The organism is Enterococcus sp. 2STP (genome assembly GCF_032465635.1).
GTDB classification, from domain to species: Bacteria; Bacillota; Bacilli; order Lactobacillales; family Enterococcaceae; genus Enterococcus_B; species Enterococcus_B lactis.
The window spans coordinates 150,671-170,703 of record NZ_JAWDJH010000021.1 but is presented as its reverse complement, the minus strand read 5'-3'; the positions used below and the strand labels follow the sequence as shown (position 1 = coordinate 170,703).

Annotated in this window: 16 protein-coding genes; 3 read left to right on the top strand and 13 right to left on the bottom strand. The window is 39.9% G+C overall.

The genetic code is table 11. The annotated features are described in order from the left end of the window. Positions 1-35: 35 nt before the first annotated feature. The gene (locus RWU19_RS10045) at positions 36-926 is read left to right on the top strand and encodes an ArsR/SmtB family transcription factor (protein ID WP_123837538.1); all 891 of its coding nucleotides are present in this window, start codon (positions 36-38) and stop codon (positions 924-926) included. Positions 927-1,067: 141 nt separating this feature from the next. Here RWU19_RS10045 and RWU19_RS10040 read toward each other — a convergent pair whose 3' ends face one another. The 3 genes from RWU19_RS10040 to RWU19_RS10030 form a co-directional block, all read right to left on the bottom strand. After that, positions 1,068-2,891: an APC family permease gene (locus RWU19_RS10040; protein WP_002294202.1), complete on the bottom strand. Its 1,824-nt coding sequence runs from the start codon at positions 2,889-2,891 to the stop codon at positions 1,068-1,070. A 418-nt stretch (positions 2,892-3,309) separates the two neighbouring features. Further along, positions 3,310-6,015: a YhgE/Pip domain-containing protein gene (locus RWU19_RS10035; protein WP_024635693.1), complete on the bottom strand. Its 2,706-nt coding sequence runs from the start codon at positions 6,013-6,015 to the stop codon at positions 3,310-3,312. Positions 6,016-6,322: 307 nt separating this feature from the next. Beyond that, positions 6,323-7,270 (bottom strand): NADP-dependent oxidoreductase, encoded by a 948-nt coding sequence (locus tag RWU19_RS10030; RefSeq protein WP_123837537.1) that lies wholly within the window; start codon positions 7,268-7,270, stop codon positions 6,323-6,325. A gap of 187 nt (positions 7,271-7,457) precedes the next feature. On the opposite strand from RWU19_RS10030, the gene rpsN reads away from it, so the two are divergent. After that, a complete protein-coding gene (rpsN, locus tag RWU19_RS10025; protein WP_002293413.1) occupies positions 7,458-7,727 on the top strand; it encodes a 30S ribosomal protein S14 in 270 nt (89 codons plus the stop codon). A gap of 171 nt (positions 7,728-7,898) precedes the next feature. Here the strand turns inward: rpsN and RWU19_RS10020 are convergent, their stop codons facing one another. The 6 genes from RWU19_RS10020 to RWU19_RS09995 all read right to left on the bottom strand — a co-directional run bounded on the left by RWU19_RS10020 (position 7,899) and on the right by RWU19_RS09995 (position 14,303). After that, positions 7,899-8,261, bottom strand: coding sequence for a type II toxin-antitoxin system PemK/MazF family toxin (locus RWU19_RS10020; RefSeq protein ID WP_002289874.1), 363 nt, complete (start codon positions 8,259-8,261; stop codon positions 7,899-7,901). 10 nt (positions 8,262-8,271) lie between these two features. Beyond that, positions 8,272-9,393: an alanine racemase gene (gene alr, locus RWU19_RS10015; protein ID WP_123837536.1), complete on the bottom strand. Its 1,122-nt coding sequence runs from the start codon at positions 9,391-9,393 to the stop codon at positions 8,272-8,274. Positions 9,394-9,408: 15 nt separating this feature from the next. Continuing rightward, complete coding sequence (gene acpS / locus RWU19_RS10010) at positions 9,409-9,759, bottom strand: holo-ACP synthase (protein ID WP_002293418.1); 351 nt, start codon at positions 9,757-9,759, stop codon at positions 9,409-9,411. A 129-nt stretch (positions 9,760-9,888) separates the two neighbouring features. Continuing rightward, entirely contained in the window at positions 9,889-11,400 is a 1,512-nt protein-coding gene (cshA, locus tag RWU19_RS10005; RefSeq protein ID WP_002293419.1) for a degradosome RNA helicase CshA, read from the bottom strand. 321 nt (positions 11,401-11,721) lie between these two features. Next, entirely contained in the window at positions 11,722-13,074 is a 1,353-nt protein-coding gene (gene murF, locus RWU19_RS10000; RefSeq protein WP_123837535.1) for a UDP-N-acetylmuramoyl-tripeptide--D-alanyl-D-alanine ligase, read from the bottom strand. 152 nt (positions 13,075-13,226) lie between these two features. Next, positions 13,227-14,303 (bottom strand): D-alanine--D-alanine ligase, encoded by a 1,077-nt coding sequence (locus RWU19_RS09995; RefSeq protein ID WP_002293424.1) that lies wholly within the window; start codon positions 14,301-14,303, stop codon positions 13,227-13,229. A 195-nt stretch (positions 14,304-14,498) separates the two neighbouring features. On the opposite strand from RWU19_RS09995, the gene RWU19_RS09990 reads away from it, so the two are divergent. Continuing rightward, the gene (locus RWU19_RS09990; RefSeq protein WP_104764246.1) at positions 14,499-16,244 is read left to right on the top strand and encodes an ABC1 kinase family protein; all 1,746 of its coding nucleotides are present in this window, start codon (positions 14,499-14,501) and stop codon (positions 16,242-16,244) included. A 183-nt stretch (positions 16,245-16,427) separates the two neighbouring features. Here RWU19_RS09990 and RWU19_RS09985 read toward each other — a convergent pair whose 3' ends face one another. From RWU19_RS09985 to RWU19_RS09970, 4 genes are all read right to left on the bottom strand, one after another. Then, complete coding sequence (locus RWU19_RS09985; RefSeq protein WP_104764245.1) at positions 16,428-16,895, bottom strand: YaiI/YqxD family protein; 468 nt, start codon at positions 16,893-16,895, stop codon at positions 16,428-16,430. Further along, complete coding sequence (locus RWU19_RS09980) at positions 16,879-18,252, bottom strand: hypothetical protein (protein WP_123837534.1); 1,374 nt, start codon at positions 18,250-18,252, stop codon at positions 16,879-16,881. Before RWU19_RS09980 ends, RWU19_RS09985 begins: the two co-directional genes overlap by 17 nt. 322 nt (positions 18,253-18,574) lie before the next feature. After that, on the bottom strand, positions 18,575-19,063 hold the full coding sequence (locus RWU19_RS09975) for a GNAT family N-acetyltransferase (protein ID WP_123837533.1): 489 nt from the start codon (positions 19,061-19,063) through the stop codon (positions 18,575-18,577). A gap of 21 nt (positions 19,064-19,084) precedes the next feature. Beyond that, positions 19,085-19,687 carry a TVP38/TMEM64 family protein gene (locus RWU19_RS09970; RefSeq protein WP_002293431.1) on the bottom strand — a complete coding sequence of 201 codons (603 nt, stop codon included), beginning with the start codon at positions 19,685-19,687 and terminating at the stop codon, positions 19,085-19,087. Positions 19,688-20,033: the final 346 nt, after the last annotated feature.

Sequence of the window (20,033 nt, the reverse complement as noted above, 5' to 3'; positions counted from 1 at the left end):
CAAGTAAATCAAACAGTTTAAACGGAGGCGACACGATGCAATTAGAAATCAATCAAGAAGCATTACCTGTCTATGAGGCACTTGCCAGTAACGTGCGAATCAAAATTATTCAATTGCTGGCTAAAAACAAGATGAATGTCAAAGAGTTGGCACAAGAATTAGGTTTAAGCAGTGCGATTATTACGGTGCACATCAAAAAATTAGAGGAAGCCAAAATCATCAAAACGGAACGTGTGGGGCAAAAAAAGATTTCCAGTTTGAGAGTGGATCATATTGATATTAACTTTCCTGAGAAAATATTTAATGCCTTTGATACTAGAGAAACTTCGATTCCGATCGGTCATTATACAAATTATTTTGTTGAACCAACTTGTGGATTAGCGACACTCTCTGGTTTTATCGGTCCAGTAGATGAACCTAAATTTTTTATGGACCCGAATCGAATGGATGGTCGGATTCTCTGGTTCACGAAAGGCTTTGTTGAATACCAGTCACCCAATTTCCTTTCTCCAGATGAGAAACTAGAGATGATGGAGATTTCCATGGAGATTTCTTCTGAATTTCCTTTTTCTAATAATAATTGGCCGTCTGACATTACCTTTAGCTTAAACGGTATCACATTGGGCACCTGGACAAGCCCCGGAGATTTTGCAGATATTCGAGGCAAGTATACGCCAGATTGGTATCCAGACAACTTAAATCAATACGGGTTGTTGAAGACGATTCGAATCATGGAACATGGAACTTATATGGAAGGCGAACCATTGTCAGATATCACGATCAAGGATATTCCTACTTATGAAGACATATGGCACTTAAGAGTCGAGGTAAAGGAAGAGGCTGAAAATATAGGAGGCTGTACATTATTTGGCAAAGGATTCGGAAATTATGATCAAGACATCAAAATCAAAATGTTTTACAGCTAAATAGGAAGAATAATAACATTTCATACGCTGTTCCCATCTTTAATGGCTTATAGAGGGCACCTTTAGCTGAGAATAAGACAAAACAGACCATCTAGCTTCAATTAAGAGCTAGAGGGTCTGTTTTTGATTTTAAAACTTAGTTTATTTCTTCAAATGGTAGCTATAGGTGCTGACAACGATATTTTCACGCCAAGACAATCGCAATCTTAACCGCAAACTTGTTTGGTTATGGAGAATATTCTGCCAACGTCTGTTTGGTACAAATTGAGGAATCAGCACAGTAGTTGTATAGTTTTGTTTCGCTGCATTTTTACTTACGATATCTACATAACGGATAATCGGATTTTCAATCGAGCGATAAGAAGAGTGGACGATTGAGAAACGGACATCTGGGAAGTGCTTTTTAAATTCTGCTTCGATTTCTTTTTCCTTTTCAACATCTTCGTCTAGCGAAACATGCATCGCAACGACATAGTCACCGATCGAACGTGCGTAATTCAATGCACCGATATTCACCCGTGTCACATTCCCAACTAATACAAGAACGGTATTTCCGTCATAGTCATGTAGTTTTGCATCATTTTCTAAACGAAGCTGTTCTGCCACTTTTTTATAATGGTCATGAATCTTATAAAAAATGAACATAACGATTGGCATGATGATGAAGAAAGGCCAAATGTCCCCTAACCGATAGACGAACAAAATCGCAATGATTGCATATGAGATGAACGCACCTGTAATATTGGCAATCGATTTGCTTAACCATCTTTTTCCTTCTTTTTTCCATTTGACGACCATCCCTGTTTGAGATAAAGCAAATGGAATGAACACGCCGATAGAGTATAACGGAATCAAGCGTTCTGTTGAGCCATGGAAAATAAACAGCAACACGATCGAACCTAGCGCTAGAGTGATAATCCCATTGGAATAGCCTAGTCGATCCCCACGATCTTGATACATGTGAGGCATGAATTTATCTTTTGCCAAATTGTATGCAAGAACTGGAAAAGCAGAAAAACCAGTATTGGCAGCAACGGCTAAAATCAGTGCTGTAGCAAATTGAAGGACGTAATACAAAATACCATGTCCAAAGACAGCTTTACCGATTTGAGACAAAACAGTGACTTCTTTTTCTGGAACGATTCCATACCAATAGTTGATAAATGTGATTCCAACGAAGAAGAAACCTAAGATCAATGCCATCATCGTCAATGTGGCAGCGGCATTTTTGGCTCTTGGCTTTTTGAAGAATGGTACGGCATTACTGATAGCCTCAACCCCAGTCAAAGAGGAGGAACCAGAAGAAAATGCTCGTAAAATCAAGGCGATAGAAACCCCCGGAACAGCCGCCCCTGGAAGTGCAGTAGCTTGCAATGGCACAGCACCTGTCACGATATTATATAACCCAACAACGATTAGCAACGAGATCACAAGGATAAATGTGTACACCGGAAATAACAGGAACGATGCAGATTCTCTCAGACCACGAAGGTTCAGCATCATCAGTAGTAAAACGATTGTCACAGAAATAGCAACTTGATGCCCGTATAATGCTGGCACCGCTGATGTGATTGCTTCAGCACCTGCTGAGACAGATACTGCTACCGTCAACATGTAGTCGATCAATAAAGAACCACCGGAAATCAAGCCCGCATTCTTCCCTAGATTCTCACTGCTGACGACATATGCTCCACCGCCATGAGGATAAGCATGGATGATTTGACGATATGATAGCGTTAAGGAAATCAATAAAATAATAACAAAAGCGGCAATGGGCAGCGAATACCAGATAGCTGCAGCAGACAAAGCGACTAAAACAACAACGATTTGTTCCGTACCATATGCAATAGATGATAACGCATCAGACGACAATAATGCCAAAGCAGCAAAACGGGTTAATTTGTGCTCATCATTTTCAGCAGATTTTAAAGGCTTACCTACTAACAACCTTTTTAAGTAATCCAATTTTTAAACTCCTTTACACGCAATTTTACTTCAAGTATTATAGTCGAAAATTTATAGTAAACAAGATGTTATAGTACGCTCACTGACCTTAAAAGTCAATAAACTTTAAGAAAATAATTGGAAAAAAACAGAAAAATATCAAGCGCTTTTTCAAACGCTTTAATACAGCAAAAATCTAACATTTTTTTATGGGCTTTTTCTTTGAATTCTATAATAAAAGGATAGAACTTGACTTAGAAAATCAGGTTCTATCCTTTTTTATATCTTAACTTTTGAAAGAGAAATGTGAAGCTGTTTTTTTGTTTGGCCATTCTTATTACTTCATGCAGAACAGCTTTTTCACAACCTCTTGGTACATGGTGTTCCATCAGCTGACCCTCGATATTAGCTCAAAACGCTGATTTCACAACCTCTTTTTTTAATGAAAAATATGGCTCTCATGCGCCGCTTCTTTGAATTTCGTCATTTTTTCTTCGATGAACGGATAGACTGCCGTTCCTACGACTCCAAAGACAACAAACAAACCGACCATGATCCAGATTGCATTCGTAGCATTTGGCCAGTAAATGCCTCCTGCAGATTCCCGCAACAAGTTTACCGCATGCGTAAATGGCAAGAACGGATTGATCATTTGGAAGAATTTTCCTGAGACTTGGATCGGATAGTTCCCGCCTCCACCAGAGATCGACAGTACTAAAATAATGATAGCGATCCCTTTACCGACATTATCGAATAATGCAGCCAAGACGTAAACGATCATCATGAACGCTAGGGCGATCAAGACAGCAAATGACACGCTGTAGACTGGATTTTGGACATCTACTCCTAGTAAGAAAATATTCCCTAATGTAACAATCAAGCTTTGCGCGATTGCCATTGTCAAGAATGTCAGCATACGAGCAACGAATTGTTCTCGTTTCGTAAAATTGTTTCGGTCTTTCTTTCCTAAATAGTATTCTGTCGTAGCAACACTTGAAAGAAGAACAGCGCCGACCCACAGACATAGTGCAGTATAAAATGGGGTGCTAGCTGAACCGTTATTTGCGATTGGATAAAGCGCATTGGTTTGCAGCTCAACAGGTTGTGTAAAGAAGTCACTTTCTTTTGTTGCATCTAGTTTCAATAATTTGATGACTTCGCCTAGATCAACTTCCTGTTCGCCTTTTCGGATCGCATCTGCTGCTTTTTGGATACCAGCTTTGATATTTGGCCAGTCATTGTTGATCAAGTCCGCAGCAGCATTCACAGCTGTTTCGACTTCTGGCATTTTTTCATTTACTGTTGTCAATGTACCGGTGATTTCATTTTTTAGTGCGGGCCAATCATTTTGGATAAAATCAGCGGCCAACCCTAATTTTTGCTGAAGGATCGGTAATTCATTATTGTATAGGTCTGCCCCTTCATTGATGCCATTGACGATGGTCTCCATATTGCCATTCAACATTGTATTGGCATCGTGGATTTCTTGTCCAATTGCAGGCATTTCTTTTTGATATTTTTCTAAGATTGCCACTGCATTTGTTACAGTTGCTTTTGTTGAGCTGAGAAGCGAATCAAAGTCGATCTGGTCCGCTTTGCTCAGTGCGCCTTGTGCAGTCCCAATCGTATCGATGACTTGGTCTAGTAGAGAAGTGACGGTGGAGCTGACTTGATCCGTCTTGATACCAGTAACGATACCATTAACATTTTCAGCAGCAGTTTGTACTTGTTTTAATAAATCAGTAACTCTATCCGTGTTCCCTTCTTGAACAGCTGTGTTCAAATCAGTGAGACGACTTTGCAAATCGCCTAGCAAGGGTTTCAATTGATTTAGCTGATCAATAACTGGCTGCAATTTCGTATTTCCAGCACTTGTTTGCAATTTAGTCAGGAACTCGACCAGTTTATCGATTGCATTTTGTTGTTGAGGAATACTGTTGATAAAACTGTTTAACACATTCCCGATATCTTCTTTTTCTTTTTCACTTAGTTGGTTATCTTGGACAGCTGCATTGATCGTCTCAGCTAGCGAACCCGTCGTTGTTGCCACTTGTCCAATTGACTTCAATGTAACATCTACACTGTTTGTGATGCTTGGTATCGCATCTTTCAGCTGAGAGGCACCTGATTTTGTTTGGTTTGCTAGATCACTTGCCTGGTTTTCTAAATTTTTCACATCTGGCAAGATATCTTGTACTTGTTGGATGATCGTCAAGCCTTGTTTTGCTTCGTCAATTCCTTGATTCATTGTCTCTTGGATCGAAGCAAAATCACCGTCGATCTCTGCTAGTTGTTTACCGGCATTTTGGATCTCTGGGATTTTTTCTTGCAAATCAAGGATGATTTTTGCTTGGTCTTTCAACTCAGGCATTTTGTCATTCAATGCAACAACTTTTTCGCCCATCTCATCTACTTTAGGGATGTAATCCACGAATTCATTTGCTTTATTCAGTTTTTCTTTAATGTCAGGTAGTTGACTTTGTAATTCGAGGACTTGCTTTGTGTAGCCGTCGATCGTGTCCAGATTTTCATCTGTTGATAAAATCATATCTTTGACTTTATTGATACTTACTAGGTTCGTATCGATGTCGTAACCTATTTCATTGAATACTTTCAATAAAGTCGAACTGGCTGTTTTGATAAATTCATTTGTGATTTGCGATTGGATCGAACTTGCTCCTTTATCGGTGATTTTCGGTGCAATCGCATTGATTTTTTCATTTACCGTATATTCGATTTTGGGTTTCTTGATGTCACCACTAGTAAAACTCAGCAAATCTTCTGAGAAATCCTTTGGCAGGTAAATACCTGCGTAATACTTTCCGGAACGGACTCCGTCTTCTAATTGTTCTTTTGAATCAACGAATTGCCATCCTAATTGTTTATTTTTATGAAGCGATTCGATGACTTGCTTCCCAATGGCCACTTCTTTACCTTGAAACTCTGCTGGCTTGTCTGCACTGTAAACAGCAATTGGCAGCTCTCCAGTATTTCCATATGGATCCCATAGTGCTTTAATGTTAAACCACGCATATAGCGAAGGGATGATCATGATCGCAATGATCAAAAGTGTAGCAATCGGGTTTTTGAAAATCCGTTTCCAGTCAAGCAAATATAAACGAAGTGTATTTTTGATTGACTGCATAGTTCTCCCCCTTCTTCTTTTTTCAGCTGAATTACTTTACCATGTATTTCATACTTTTTTCAATCGGCTTTTTTCAAAAAAGTCGAATTTTTGGACATATCACGGCAATTGTCTCATTGTAATCTCTTACATATTGAGAAATAATTAAGGATTACAGCCTTTACTTTATCATGAAATAAAAGGGAAAGATAATTTTATGCCAAAGTTTTTATCTATTATACGTATACGCAAAAAAGCTAAAACACTTTTTTGGTCTTTGCCCCTACAAAAATGTTTCAGCTTTTTTCATTTTTTATTCCTATATTTCTTACTTTTCGAATGACAAAATGATTTTCCCAGCAGGAGGATGCCCTTCAACTTGCTGATGTGCTTGGATGACATGTGCAAGGGAAGCAGACAGATTCATTGAAATAAAAATATGAAAGGCACCTTTTTGATAGGCTTTGATTATGCCAGCAAAGGCTTCTGCATCTTGATATTCCTTTCTTGGAACAAATGATTCATAAAAGCCTTCCTTTTTTTGCCGCAAATCTAGGTCTGGGAGGTCATTTAATGCAACATATCTCCCACCTGGTTTTAGGATATGAATGCCGGTTTCTCCTTTGATGCTTCCTTTCGTGGCATCAATCACAAGGTCTGCTTGATCAGCAAATTGCATACCTGGATCTGTTTTATCATAAGCAGCAAATGCTGAAGCTCCTAGTTTCCTTACTTTTTCTTCGTTTTTACTAGAGGCACTGGTTAAGATTCGGATACCCTTTTCGTGGAGAAGCTGGATCAGACTAGACCCGACCGCACCTGATGCACCTAGAACCATCACTGTATCTGTCGGCTGGATTTCCGTCAAATGATTGATTAGATTGTACGCCGTAATCCCGGGTGTGACCATTCCGGCTGCTTCTTCCCAACTCATTTCATCTGGAATTTTTGCTGCTTTTGCTGATGGCAGTACGACTTCTTCTCCGTAAGTCCCGCCGACTGCATGGACAGCTACTCGATCACCTACATGAACAGTTGTGACATCTGAACCAATCTCTGTCACGATACCAGCGCCATCATTACCTAGTACATAAGGGAATTTCAATGTTCGTATCTCTTTCATCTCTCCTGAACGCAAGGCAACATCATACGGATTCACGCTGAATGCTTTTATTTCTACACGAATATGTCCGGAATCGACTTCTCTGGGATGAGCATCGATTTCTTCAAAAACATCTTGCGCTTCTCCGTAACCGTTAATTGCAAATCTTCGCATGGTTACCATCTCCCTTTTTCTTTAAGTTTACGTTCATGCCTTTATTTTGACAAAAAAAATGTCTTTTCGATTTGGAACATGATCCAAAACAAAATAGTTGTTTTTTTTCGCGTATCGTGTTAAATTATTCATCTAAAAGCGTAAAGATTACGATTTACGCTAATAAAAAAATTGGAGGAATTTGTTGATGGCTAAAAAATCAAAGATTGCCAAAGCAAAAAAACAGCAAGAAACGATTGAACGCTATGCTGCTTTACGTCAGGAATTAAAAGCGCAAAAAGATTATGAAGGCTTGCGTAAACTTCCTTTAGATGCTCGTCCAGAACGGTTGAAAAATCGCGATCTAATCGATGGACGACCTCGCGGATACATGCGTAAATTCGGGATGTCCCGTATAAAATTCCGTGAGTTAGCACATAAAGGTTTGATTCCAGGAGTAAAAAAAGCCAGCTGGTAGTCCAAGTCTGGCTGTAAAGGAGGAGGGCGCATGGACCACTCCTTGGATCATCAAAAAAGATACGTTCGCTTCTTCTAGCAGAAATGCTGGTACTAGAAGCGGACGTATCTTTTTTTACGCACAGTTGGTCCTTTTTTTATATGTAAAGGCTGCATGGTTACTTCGCTATACTTATTTAGTAACAGGAGTGAGTGCCTCAATGCCCACACTAATTTTTAATGCTCGGTCAACTTCTGCCATAATTGGACGATCCAAATGGCAGACTTTTTCTTTCAATCTTGATTTATCGATCGTTCTGATCTGCTCCAACAGGATAACGGAGTCTCTTTCTATTCCTGTTCCAGTAGCTTTGATCCCAATGTGAGTCGGAAGCTTAGGCTTAGCCATTTTTGCCGTTATAGCCGCAACAATGATCGTCGGGCTGAAATGGTTACCTAGATTATTTTGAATAACCAAAACTGGACGTGTTCCGCCTTGCTCCGATCCCACGACTGGAGAAAGATCAGCAAAATAAATATCTCCTCTTTTTACCATAGGATCCTCCTTATTCTTGATATTCTCTTGGTATCCGCTGTCCTAATCCGCATGCCACTTCATAGTGGATCGTACCTAATTGATCTGCTACATCTTGCATAGTGATTTCTTTGTCTGCATTTTTGCCGATAAGCGTCACTTTTGTCCCGACCGGAAATTCTTGAGGCAATCGGATCATCAGTTGATCCATACATACACGTCCAATCGTTTCACAATAGTTTCCTTCTACCAATAAAGAAAAACCTTGCATCTTTCGTAGCCAGCCATCTGCATAACCGATCGGTATCGTTCCGATCCATTCTGCTTCAGGAGTGATATATGTTTCCCCGTAGCCGATTCCTTCACCTGCTGGGAGTTTTTTGACTTGGATCAATTCAGAAACCAGTTCAAGCGCTGGCTGTAACGGATAAACTTCCGGTAGTGCATGTCCAGATGGGTTCAGTCCGTACATTGCTACTCCATAACGAATCATATTGCCGATTGTTTCATCATGCCATAAAGCCGTTGCACTGTTACTGACATGTACATATCGAGGAAGTTCAGGAAGTTTTTTTAGCACTTCCATAAAGCGTTCCTTTTGCAGATTCCAATACGTATCGTCTGATTGATCTGCTGTAGAAAAATGGGTAAATAATCCTTCCCATTCTAATACACGACTTTCTCTGATGAATGCAGCTGCCTCTTTTACTTCTTCAGATGTACAAAAACCGATACGCCCCATCCCAGTATCTGCTTTTAAATGGATCGAAAGAGGCATCTCTAGCTTACTTTCCTCTAAAATAGCAGCTGCTGCCTGCAACCATTCCCGGGTACCTGCAGTTACTGACAAATCATGAGCAACAGCTAAAGCCAGTGCGTCGTAAGGAACCATGTTCAAGATAAGGATGGGCTGAGTAAATCCAGCTTCTCTCAACTCGACTCCTTCATCTAAATTTGAAACACAAAAGCCCGAAGCTCCACCAGCAACTGCTGCTTCAGCTGTCTCTACAGCTCCATGACCGTATCCGTTTGCTTTTACTACTGCAAACAATTCTTTCCCTTGCGGAAGTCTTGCCACTTCATTTGCTACATTTTCAGTTATAGCTTTTTTATGTATCACTGCTTTCGTTGGGCGGTGCCAAGCGACAACCATCATTTTTCCTTCTTTCTAGTCTTCCAAAATAATTTGTGCAAAAGCTGTTTCATTTGTGTGAGTAATACTGACCCATACATTGCCTTCATGAGGGGAACGCGTAACAACGGGCTGACCGTTTTCATTTTTTAAAATCTCGATATCTTGAAAGGTAACTTTCCCGATCCCCGTTCCCCAAGCTTTAGAGAAAGCTTCTTTACAGGCGTAACGCCCGCCTAAAAATTCTACTTGGCGATGAAAAGGCAAGGACTGGAACAGTTTCGTTTCTTCAGAGGTCAAGATTCGTGCAATGAATTTTGGTTTTTCTTCGATCAGCCGAGTGATCCTAGACAATTCGACTGCATCGATCCCAATTCCTTTTATCATATGCTTTTCTCTTTTCAATAAATTTAGAACACTCTCATTCTACCAAATTATAACCATTTTGCCACAAATAAGTCCACAAATAACAAAAATGAAAGTTTCTCTTAAAACAGAGAAACTTTCATTTTAGGTTTAATCGTTATTTGAACGGATCACAAATCCGCGTTTTTTATCATTGTGACGTTTACCGCCATCTTTTTGGCTGTTATTATTTTTGCTATAACCGCCTTTTGATTTGTTTCCACGATAATTCCCGCCGTCACGACGATTACGGTTGTTTCCGCCGCCACGTTTGCCATTTTTGTTGTATCCTTTTTTCTGCATTGGCAATGGACGTTCTGGTGTGATCTTCACTGGTACTGCATCAGCTGGATCTTTTGCTGTCGTTTTCAGCAGTAATGCAACCAAATCTTGTGCAGAATATTCTTCTAATAATTTATCTGCTGTTTGCAGGTATTTATCTAGACCGTTTTCTGCAAGTTTTGTTTCGATTTGTTCAACTGCAGCACCTAATTGACCTTTGAATGCTTCTTTTTCAGTTGGCGGACGTAAAGTCGTCATCCGTTTTTTCGTCAAGTTTTCGATCACATGCAAGTAGTCCATTTCATTTGGTGTAACGAAAGTCACAGACATACCGCCTTTTCCGGCACGACCTGTACGTCCGATACGGTGAACGTAGCTTTCTGGATCTTGAGGGATATCATAGTTGTACACATGAGTGACACCTGAGATATCTAATCCACGTGCGGCAACGTCTGTCGCTACAAGGATATCTAAATGACCGTTCTTGAATGAACGCAATACGCTCATCCGTTTTTGTTGAGACAAATCGCCATGGATTCCTTCTGCACGATAACCACGTGCTTCTAATCCGCGTGCCAATTCATCTACGCGGCGTTTTGTACGTCCGAAGACGATTGTTAGTTCCGGTGTTTGAACATCAAACAAGCGAGTCATGATATCAAATTTTTCGTATTCTTTTGCGCGGACATAGTATTGATCGATCAAGTCAGCTGTCATTTCTTTCGCTTTGATCTTCACATGATGTGGACTTTTCATGAATTTAACGCCGATATTCTTGATGGCTGGCGGCATTGTTGCTGAGAAAAGTAATGTTTGTCTTTGCTCAGGAACTTGAGAAATGATTTTTTCGATATCTTCCAAGAAGCCCATATTCAACATTTCATCTGCTTCATCCAAGACTAATGTTTGAACAGTTCCAAGCTTCAATGTATGGCGGTTGATGTGGTCAAGCATACGTCCTGGTGTACCCACAACGATATGTGGACGATCTTTCAAGCCACGGATCTGACGGCCAATATCTGCTCCACCGTAGACAGCTTGCACACGCACTTTTTTGTCGCGCCCTAAACGATATAGTTCTTCTTGTGTTTGGATAGCTAATTCACGTGTTGGTGCGATAACCAGACCTTGTAATTCGTGACGATCTGGATCGATTTTTTCTAACATTGGTAATCCAAATGCAGCTGTTTTCCCTGTACCTGTCTGTGCTTGTCCAATAACGTCTTTTCCAGCTAATGCTAGCGGAATCGTTTCTGCTTGGATAGGTGTTGCTTCTTCAAAACCAGCGCGTTCGACTGATTTCAACAATTCTGGTGATAATTCTAGTTCTTTAAATTTCAAATGAATCCTCCTATATGGTTGTTAACTGAGGATGTAGCTTTTTTGCTACCCCGTCGATTTGTTCGGTCAAAGTGTATTGTTTCTTTTTGACAGTGGCCACGCACGTTTTTACCCATTCTTAGCCCCTGTGGCACCACCGAAAAATCACTTTGCGAAGTTTAGGCATTAGAAAAGCCAAACGGGTCGCGTTCAGCTTTATCATGATTATGACATCTGGTTTCGACAAGTTGCTTCCATGGCAAAACCAGTCCAATTTCTCTTCATCTTTCGGCAATAGGTTATTCTAACATAGCTTTTCATTTTCTGCAAGTTTACAGATTTTTATTTCATTTGCTGAAGCTGTTCTACTACTTCGAATAAGCCCATGCTGTTGCTGCCTTTCAGCATAATACTGTCTGTTGATTCAAGATTTTGTTTGACAGCTTCAATCAATTTATTCTTTTCTTTTTCAAAATAGAACACAGGTAGTTGCGGATATTTTTGATTCAAGTCTTCTTTTAATGCATGCATTTGTTCCCCGTACAAGAAAATCATGGCAAATTTCTCAGGATCGATATGTTCACTCATTTGCGCATGCATGTTTAATGAATCTTTCCCTAATTCCAGCATATCTGCTAACACAGCGATTCTGCGCCCTTTTGTTGGCAGATTTTTAAAAGTATCTAATACTAGTCCCATGGCTGTTGGATTTGCATTGTAGACATCGCTCAAAATAGCTGCACCATTTCCTGCCGTTAGCCATTCAGTTCTGTTTTGTGTGATAGAAACATGAGCGAGCCCTTGGCGTATCTCAGGTATGGACAGTCCAAAGAAGCGCCCGATCGTATACGCAATCAAAGCATTCGTTACATTATAACTTCCAGGCAGCGGGATCGTAAATGTTTCTCCTTCTACTACAAAATCGGTTTGCGCTTTTCCTTCTGCTGTCACTTCTGCATGAACATCGCCTTTTCCAATACCAAATGTTGTGACTGTTTGTACTAATGTTGCCGTTAAAGGTGTCAGCAACGGTTCATCTGCGGGCACAACGAGTAATCCGTCTGGTACAAGTCCGTCAGTGATTTCCATTTTAGCTTTAGCGATTCCTTCTCGCGACCCAAGATTTTCTATGTGTGCTTCACCGATCATTGTGATTGCTGCAGCTTTTGGTTGAGCCATAAGTGAAAGTTCCGTGATTTCATTGGCGTGATCCATGCCCATTTCCAAGACGATCTTTTCTGTATCTTGCGGCATATGCAAAATCGTGTAAGGAAGACCAATATTATTGTTGTAATTTCCTTGCGTCTTATATGTTTTGTATTTTTCAGACAAGACAGACGCGGTTAGATCTTTCGTGGTTGTTTTACCATTGCTTCCTGTAATTGCAACGACTTCTGCGCCTACTTTTTCCAAGTAATAGGTTGCCAATTGCTGCATGGCTTTCAAAGGATCTGCTACAGGGATAACTGGAAAATCTTTTGGTGCTTGTTCAACAGGCAAGCTCCAAAATGAAGCAGATGCGCCGTTTGTGATCGCTTGCTGGATAAATTCATGTCCATCTCTCGTACCGGCAAGAGGAACGAATAAACTTCCTTCGGTTATCTTCCGGCTGTCAAATTCGACATTGGTAATCTTTGTCAGTGCAGAGCATTCGCTGCCCACGGCTTGTGCAATTTCTTGTATTGTTAGATTCATTGAGATCTCTCCTAAAAAAGGTTGTGAAAAAAGCGTTTGGCCTAAACGGCGGGTTCGCATGACTCTCACTTCCAAGTAAATTTCTCTATTCGTATTTAGAAGCTAGAATGAACGCGGTTACGCAATCACTCCAGCTTCTTCTTTATTTCTCTTTATTCATTTTTTTCAAAAAAAGATTGACGCTGATGGTATCGATTCATTCCTAATTGAATCAGTTCTTCAATCAAATCACCGTATTTCAAGCCCATATTTTCCCATAAGAGTGGGTACATACTGAACTCCGTAAATCCTGGCATAGAGTTTAATTCATTCAGGAATAATTCATTTTTATTTGTCAAAAAGAAATCACACCGGCTCAGTCCGCTTCCGCCTAACATCGTGTAAGCTAACTTCGCGTACTCTTGCGCTTTTTGATAAACTTCTTCCGGCACTTCGGCTGGAATCTGCATTTCGATTTTATTATTGATATATTTGGCTTCATAATCATAGAATGCTACGTCTTTTACGACTTCACCAGGCAAAGTCGTCCGAACATCTTCATTTCCTAATACAGCAACTTCGATTTCGCGCGCTTCAATTCCTTGTTCAACGATTGCTCGAGAATCATACTGATAGGCTGTTGCTAAAGCATTTTGCAATTCTTCGCGGTTTTCTGCTTTTGTAATACCGACACTAGAACCCATATTCGCCGGTTTGACAAACATCGGATAAAGCAAAGAACCTTCACATTGATCAAATACTTTTTTAGGATTTTCTTTCCATTGATTCTTAAGTACTGGTACATAAGGAACTTGTGGCACACCAGCAGCTTGTAAAATATATTTGGTCATGATTTTATCCATGGCACATGCACTGGTCAATACGCCTGCGCCGACATAAGGCATATTCAATGTCTCTAAGAAGCCTTGGATCGTTCCATCTTCTCCGTTTGGCCCATGTAAAACTGGAAAAACGATGGCTCCTTCTTCTTTGATTTCGCCCGGATTGATCACTTTTCCTGTAAAGCCTTCCTCTGTCTGTCCACTTGGGTCCCATGAAAGATGCAAGACATCTTTGCTGGCAGGTTTTTCTGTTAGTAATGGACCTTTGACCCATTGTCCTTCTTTTGTAATAAATACGAGTTGAACTTGGTAATAATTATAATAAATGGCATTTAAAACTGAAAATGCGGAAAGAATGGACACTTCATGCTCTGCGCTGCGTCCGCCATATAGTAAAGTAATCTTCAAAAGATTGTCCTCCTGTATTCTAAATCGTTCAGTGATTTACTCTCATATTTTAGCACAAAACAAAAATAAACGAATAACTTATTTATAAAAAAACGAGTTGGTTTCTAAAAGAACAAACGTCATTTATTTTTTGCCAGCTAGATTATTTGTCCCGTTTTTTATAAAAAGTTATGATAAAGGAAAGGAGGGATGATGATGGCGCAAACAAATCCACGCAGCCGCTTGGCAGAAATCATTCGAGTGTTCATCAACTACAATGTAGTGCCAAACTTTGTACAGCAAAAAAATCCCGAACAGGTAAAAAAAGCCTTTGAAGAATTAGGACCCACCTTCATCAAGATAGGACAGATGCTTTCTGTTCGGGAAGACTTGCTTTCCTCTGCCTTCACTCAGACATTCAAAACATTACAAGACAGTGTACCTAGCGACACATTTTCAACGGTCAAAAGGACGATTGAAACGGAACTTTCTCTTTCAGTATCAGATATATTCGATGATTTTTCCAAATCGCCTTTTGCCTCCGCTTCTATGGGACAGGCGCACCGTGCCAAGCTGAAAAGCGGTGACGCGGTAGTTGTTAAGATCCAACACCCTAACATTGCCGAAGAGATCCGCCTTGATCTTCAACTATTTGAGCGTGCAATCCCTTTGATCAAATACATTCCTGAAACTAGCGTAGTTGATCTAAAAGGGGTACTCCAAGAAGTAAAACGTTCCTTGATCAATGAAATGGACTTCTTAAAAGAAAGTCAAAATGGCGAACAATTCTATCAAAAGAACAATGGCTGGAAAGAGATCCGCAGCCCCAAAATTTATGACGCTTTTTGTTCGAAAAAAGTGATCGTAATGGAAGAAATGTCTGGTAAAAACTTGAATCATTTGATGAATGCCGAAAACGGAACAGAAACTTTTATCACCGGTATTCAAAACAAGCAGCTGAAACAAGAAGTTGCAAAGCTTTTAGTTGAGAACTTTATGAAACAGGTGTTTGATGATGGTTTTTTCCATGCTGATCCTCATCCGGGAAATTTGCTGTTCCATGTGCTAACAAAAGAAGAACAGACACAAGCTCGCCGAACAGCTGAAACAGTTCATGAAAAAGAGTTCGGCCCCTTTGCTTTTCGAGCCTCTACTTCTACAGAAGACCCTGTTGCGCCATATACGGTCAACTACATTGATTTTGGCATGATGGGGCATCTTTCTGCAGGACTTAGGCAAAAGCTCACACAAGCCGTTTTAGCGCTGTATACGAAAGATGCTTATCGAATCGAAAAAGCGGTCCTTCGACTTTGTCAGCAAGAAGGCTTATTTGATGAAAGTCGGTTTCACCAAGAACTGACAAGTTTTCTTGAACAATATTATGATTCCCCTATTGATGAAATCAACTTGCAAGAAGTATTCGCACAAGTCGTGATGATCTGTCATCAAAATAATCTGCAGTTCGACCGTGATATCACGCTTTTGCTGAAAGCATTCGGGACATTAGAAGGGGTGATCCGTGTCCTTGACCCTGAAGTTTCCCTCATGGAAGTTGCTTCGCCTTTTGCCCAACATTACTTTCTCACCCATTTGGATGTAGAAGATACATTGAAACAAAGTGGATTAGATCTATTAGAAGGAATGAAGGCTGCGCCTAAGATTCCACAACAGCTCCATCATCTATTAGAAATGTGGACTTCGGGACAAGGAAAAGTCAATTTGGAATTAAAAAAGCAAGACAAATTATTGAACAGGATCGAAAGTATGATCAATCGGCTTGTTTTCGGTATGATTTTAGCTGCATTGATCGTAGGATCTTCCCTCCTTGTCCAAGCTGCACCTGTAGAAAACGCAGAGGTCGTTTCCTTATTAGGGATATTTACGTATGCTATTGCCGCATTTGTCATTATTTTTTTAGCAATCGATGCATTGATCCAAATGTACAAGAAGAGGAAAAAGTAGAAAAAAGTTGGGAGAAAGCTGTTCTGCCTCAAGCAATAAGAATGACCAAATAAAAATAGCTCCTCCTATTTTACCGTTTTTTGAGCGAGTACCGAAGAACAACAAAAAAAGGAACAAGGAATCCATTTATCCTGTTTCCCTGTTCCTTTTTTGATGTATTCGCGCACAAGTAAACTACCTTCGTTACCTACTATCTTCTGTACTTGGTAAACCTTGGTCAATTGCCTTTTTCAACGCTTGACGAAAAGCCGTATGATCTTTCTCCGTAAAGGGTTTTGGACCCTTTGTCCTTATGCCAGCTTTTCTTAATTTCCCACTATGGTAACGTTGTTCGAGAAGCGTACCGATATTCGCTTCGTCAAATTCTTTTCCAGAGTGATGGAACACTCGCACACCCTTCGGCAATACAAGTGAAGCTAAACCATAATCTTGCGTGATCAAAAAATCATTCTTCTTAACCATACCGACGATTTTATAATCTGCACTATCAGCTCCACGGTCTACGTAGACGATTTGGACATGATTAGCGTATTCTTTGGTCGTATAATGGTCTACACTGGTTACGATAATCACGTCGAGACCATAGGATTCTCCTAACTTTATGACATCTTCTTTTACTGGAGAACCATCCCCATCAATGAATAGCCTCATTCTTTTTCGCCTTCTTCCATAAATGATATACAGTCACCAATCCGCTCATTAAGAGACCGACATTGATCCATTTGGCTAAAATAAGCAGTTGCGCACTTGCTATCGGCACTGCTCCATGGTTCAGCATGATCAGTAGTAGATGGATTGGCTCTCCCATTTCTTTTGCTAAAATAAACAAAAGCGTCATTAATAAAAACTGGTGGATCACACTTCCTTTATTTTGAGTAGTGTATTTGGCAATAATCCGACGATCCATTGGAATAGCTACATCGGTTTGATAGTATTCCTTATTTAGCCAACTGCCTGTTACTACATGCCAGAAACTAAGCAGAAAGACACCTATCGCAAAACCATTTGGAATCAAGAGGACCAGCAAAGAAGAACTCAGTCCAAGCAATTGCGTAGCCAATGGAGACCATGATAAACGTTTCAAAATCAATGGTCCGACTATTTTTGCTGCAATCAAACCGGCAACATAAGGCAAATACATATAAAACGGAAGTTTCTCTAATCCGTACAGTATGCCAACATAAAAACTGCTAAACAAAAAAAGAAAATTCCCTAGCATTCCATTTAGAAAAGTAAACAGATTCAGCCAACTTGGCAACTTCCATTCCTTCTTCTGGTGGCCTAAGACGAACACGAACACAATGAACAACACCAAGAAACCATAAACAGCAAGATCAAAAAGCCTTTCATCGAATAACAATCGGGCATTTCTCAAAAGAAACAATAAGCCAAAGAACACCAAAAATAAAACAAGCTCCCGCGTAGCCACTAGGTTTCTTTTAATATCTTTGAAATCCAGTTCGTAACGCGGATAATGACTGACCGTATGGTAGGCCATGACATAAAAAAGTGTATAAATCGTAAAGCTTGCTGCAATCTGAGTCGGTGCAGGCAGTCCGATTGCTTGATACAGGAGGAATAGCCAGATAGCTGCAAATAAGTACTTTTTCCCATCCATATTGATAAATCCTTGCGTCTTCTCATGGAAATTGACCGTGATATTAGCAGGTACAAGCCATGCTGCACTCAGCCCTAGAAGAACACTTGAAAAATAAAACAAAGGAAAATAAAATACGCCTAGTATTCCAAGTAATGAACCAGTACCACCCATCAGCAAAGCAATCATCAGCAACGTGTAACTATCTAGACCAAATCGTAGACTATTGACTAAAAACAGCCCAGTCATCCGAAAGGCATAAAACAGCGTAAATGGCAAAATCGTCAGCCAATTATGCGAATCTGTTATTCCCAAAAATAAAAGATAAGGAATCAAAATAACCGTATTGCTTAAGATAAAGGGCGTTGTTTGCGTAAAATTGCGCCCAAATCGTTTGAGTTTTTCGAACATGACAATGGCTCCCTTAAACAGTCTTATAACTAATCTGCTCTTCGATTTTAGCATTAAAGGGGAAATAAACCAATTTTACAGAATATATTCTTGTAAAAAAAAATGCGGAAAGAAGCATAAGCTTCTTTCCGCATTTTTGCGGTACTTGATTACTCAAGCAGACAAGCCCTTCTCCACAAAAGTCTTGCCCGACACCCCTGCATCCGGCAGGTGATAAAGATAGAAATCAATTATCCTGTGCCTCCAAAATCAATTAGGAGCTCTGTAAACCAGAGTCCTTCTCGACCCGTCGCATGAAGTTACTTTAACACAGTTCCTAAGATTATGCGAGAGCTTTTTTCATTTTATAATCGACCATTTGAAATCCTTGACCGATATCTGAAACAAGTTCTTCTGTAATCTCAAACCCTTCATGCTTATAAACCTCGATTGCTTGGTGATTTCCCTGGTTCACTCGTAAAAAAATCTCTTTTTCCTTTGTTTGCGCAGCAAGTTCTTCATACCAGTGAAAAACCGAAGAAGTCAATCCTTGACCACGGGCTTTATTCAGCAAATATAATTTACTTAAATAGATTTTACCTTTTATCTCTTCATAAGCAGTGTAACCGACAGTCTTCCCTTCACTTTTTAATAAAAAATAAGAAACGCCTTCTGCCAGTTCTTTTTGGATCTGCTTTTTTGACTGATAAGTTTTCAGCATATAATCGACTTGTTTTTGACCAATAATTGGTACAAAAGCTTCCGGCCATACTTCTTGAATGACTGCCATCAGCTCATCCAGTTCATTTTCTGTTACTTTTATTTTTTCCATACACCCACGTCCTTTTTTACATTATAAATGACCTTGCGCTTGATGGAATAAAAAGAGCATGATCATACTGTACACACCTACCGACCACGGCTTCAAGAAAATCACGATCTGCATAAACTCTCTAAAAGATAATTTCGTCAAACCAGCTACTAGACAGATCAAGTCGTCTGGCGCAAAGGGAAGCAGCAAGGTAACGACTAATACTTTTTTGATATCTTTCGTTTTTCTTGTCAGCAATTCATCAAATTTTTGATACTTTTTTGGCGATAAAATAAGCTGGACAAAGGCTACGCCATAGTAACGGACAAGCAAAAATCCGATTGCTTCCCCAATCACTAGACCAATACAACTATATAAAAGCCCAAATCCATTGCCAAACATCAGCATGCCAGCTACCGAAGAGATCCCTCCCGGCAGAATAGGAATGATCACTTGGATCACTTGCAACAGAACAAATACTATCACTGCATACTTGCCGAATTCCTGGATAAACGCTTGCAAAGACGTGCTTGAACGAAAAATCCCATGATGATAAGCATAGAGAATCAACACAAAGAAAAACAACAGACCGATGATTGGCATGATCTGAAGACATTTTTGTAAAACTGATGCTTTTTTAGACATCTTTCTTCCTCATATCTTTTTTCATTTGCTAAAACTGCCTCCTTAGGGGGTGATGCAAAAGTAGCTTCTTCGGAAAATTCCTTCTTATTTATTGAAGCTGACTACTTCTGACACAACCTCTTGTTAAACGGTGTTCAAAAGCTTGCATCTGCGATAATAAACCCAACCAAACGAAAAACATGAAAAGCTGTTTTTGTTTGATTTGTTCTTATTACTGGATGCAGGGCAGCTTTTTCACGACCTCTGATTCACGGTGCTCAATCAGCTGACCTTCGGTATTAGCTCAAAAAACGGTAAAATATAAGTAGCTATTTTTCCGTTTTTTCTCTCTAATACTCAAGTCAAG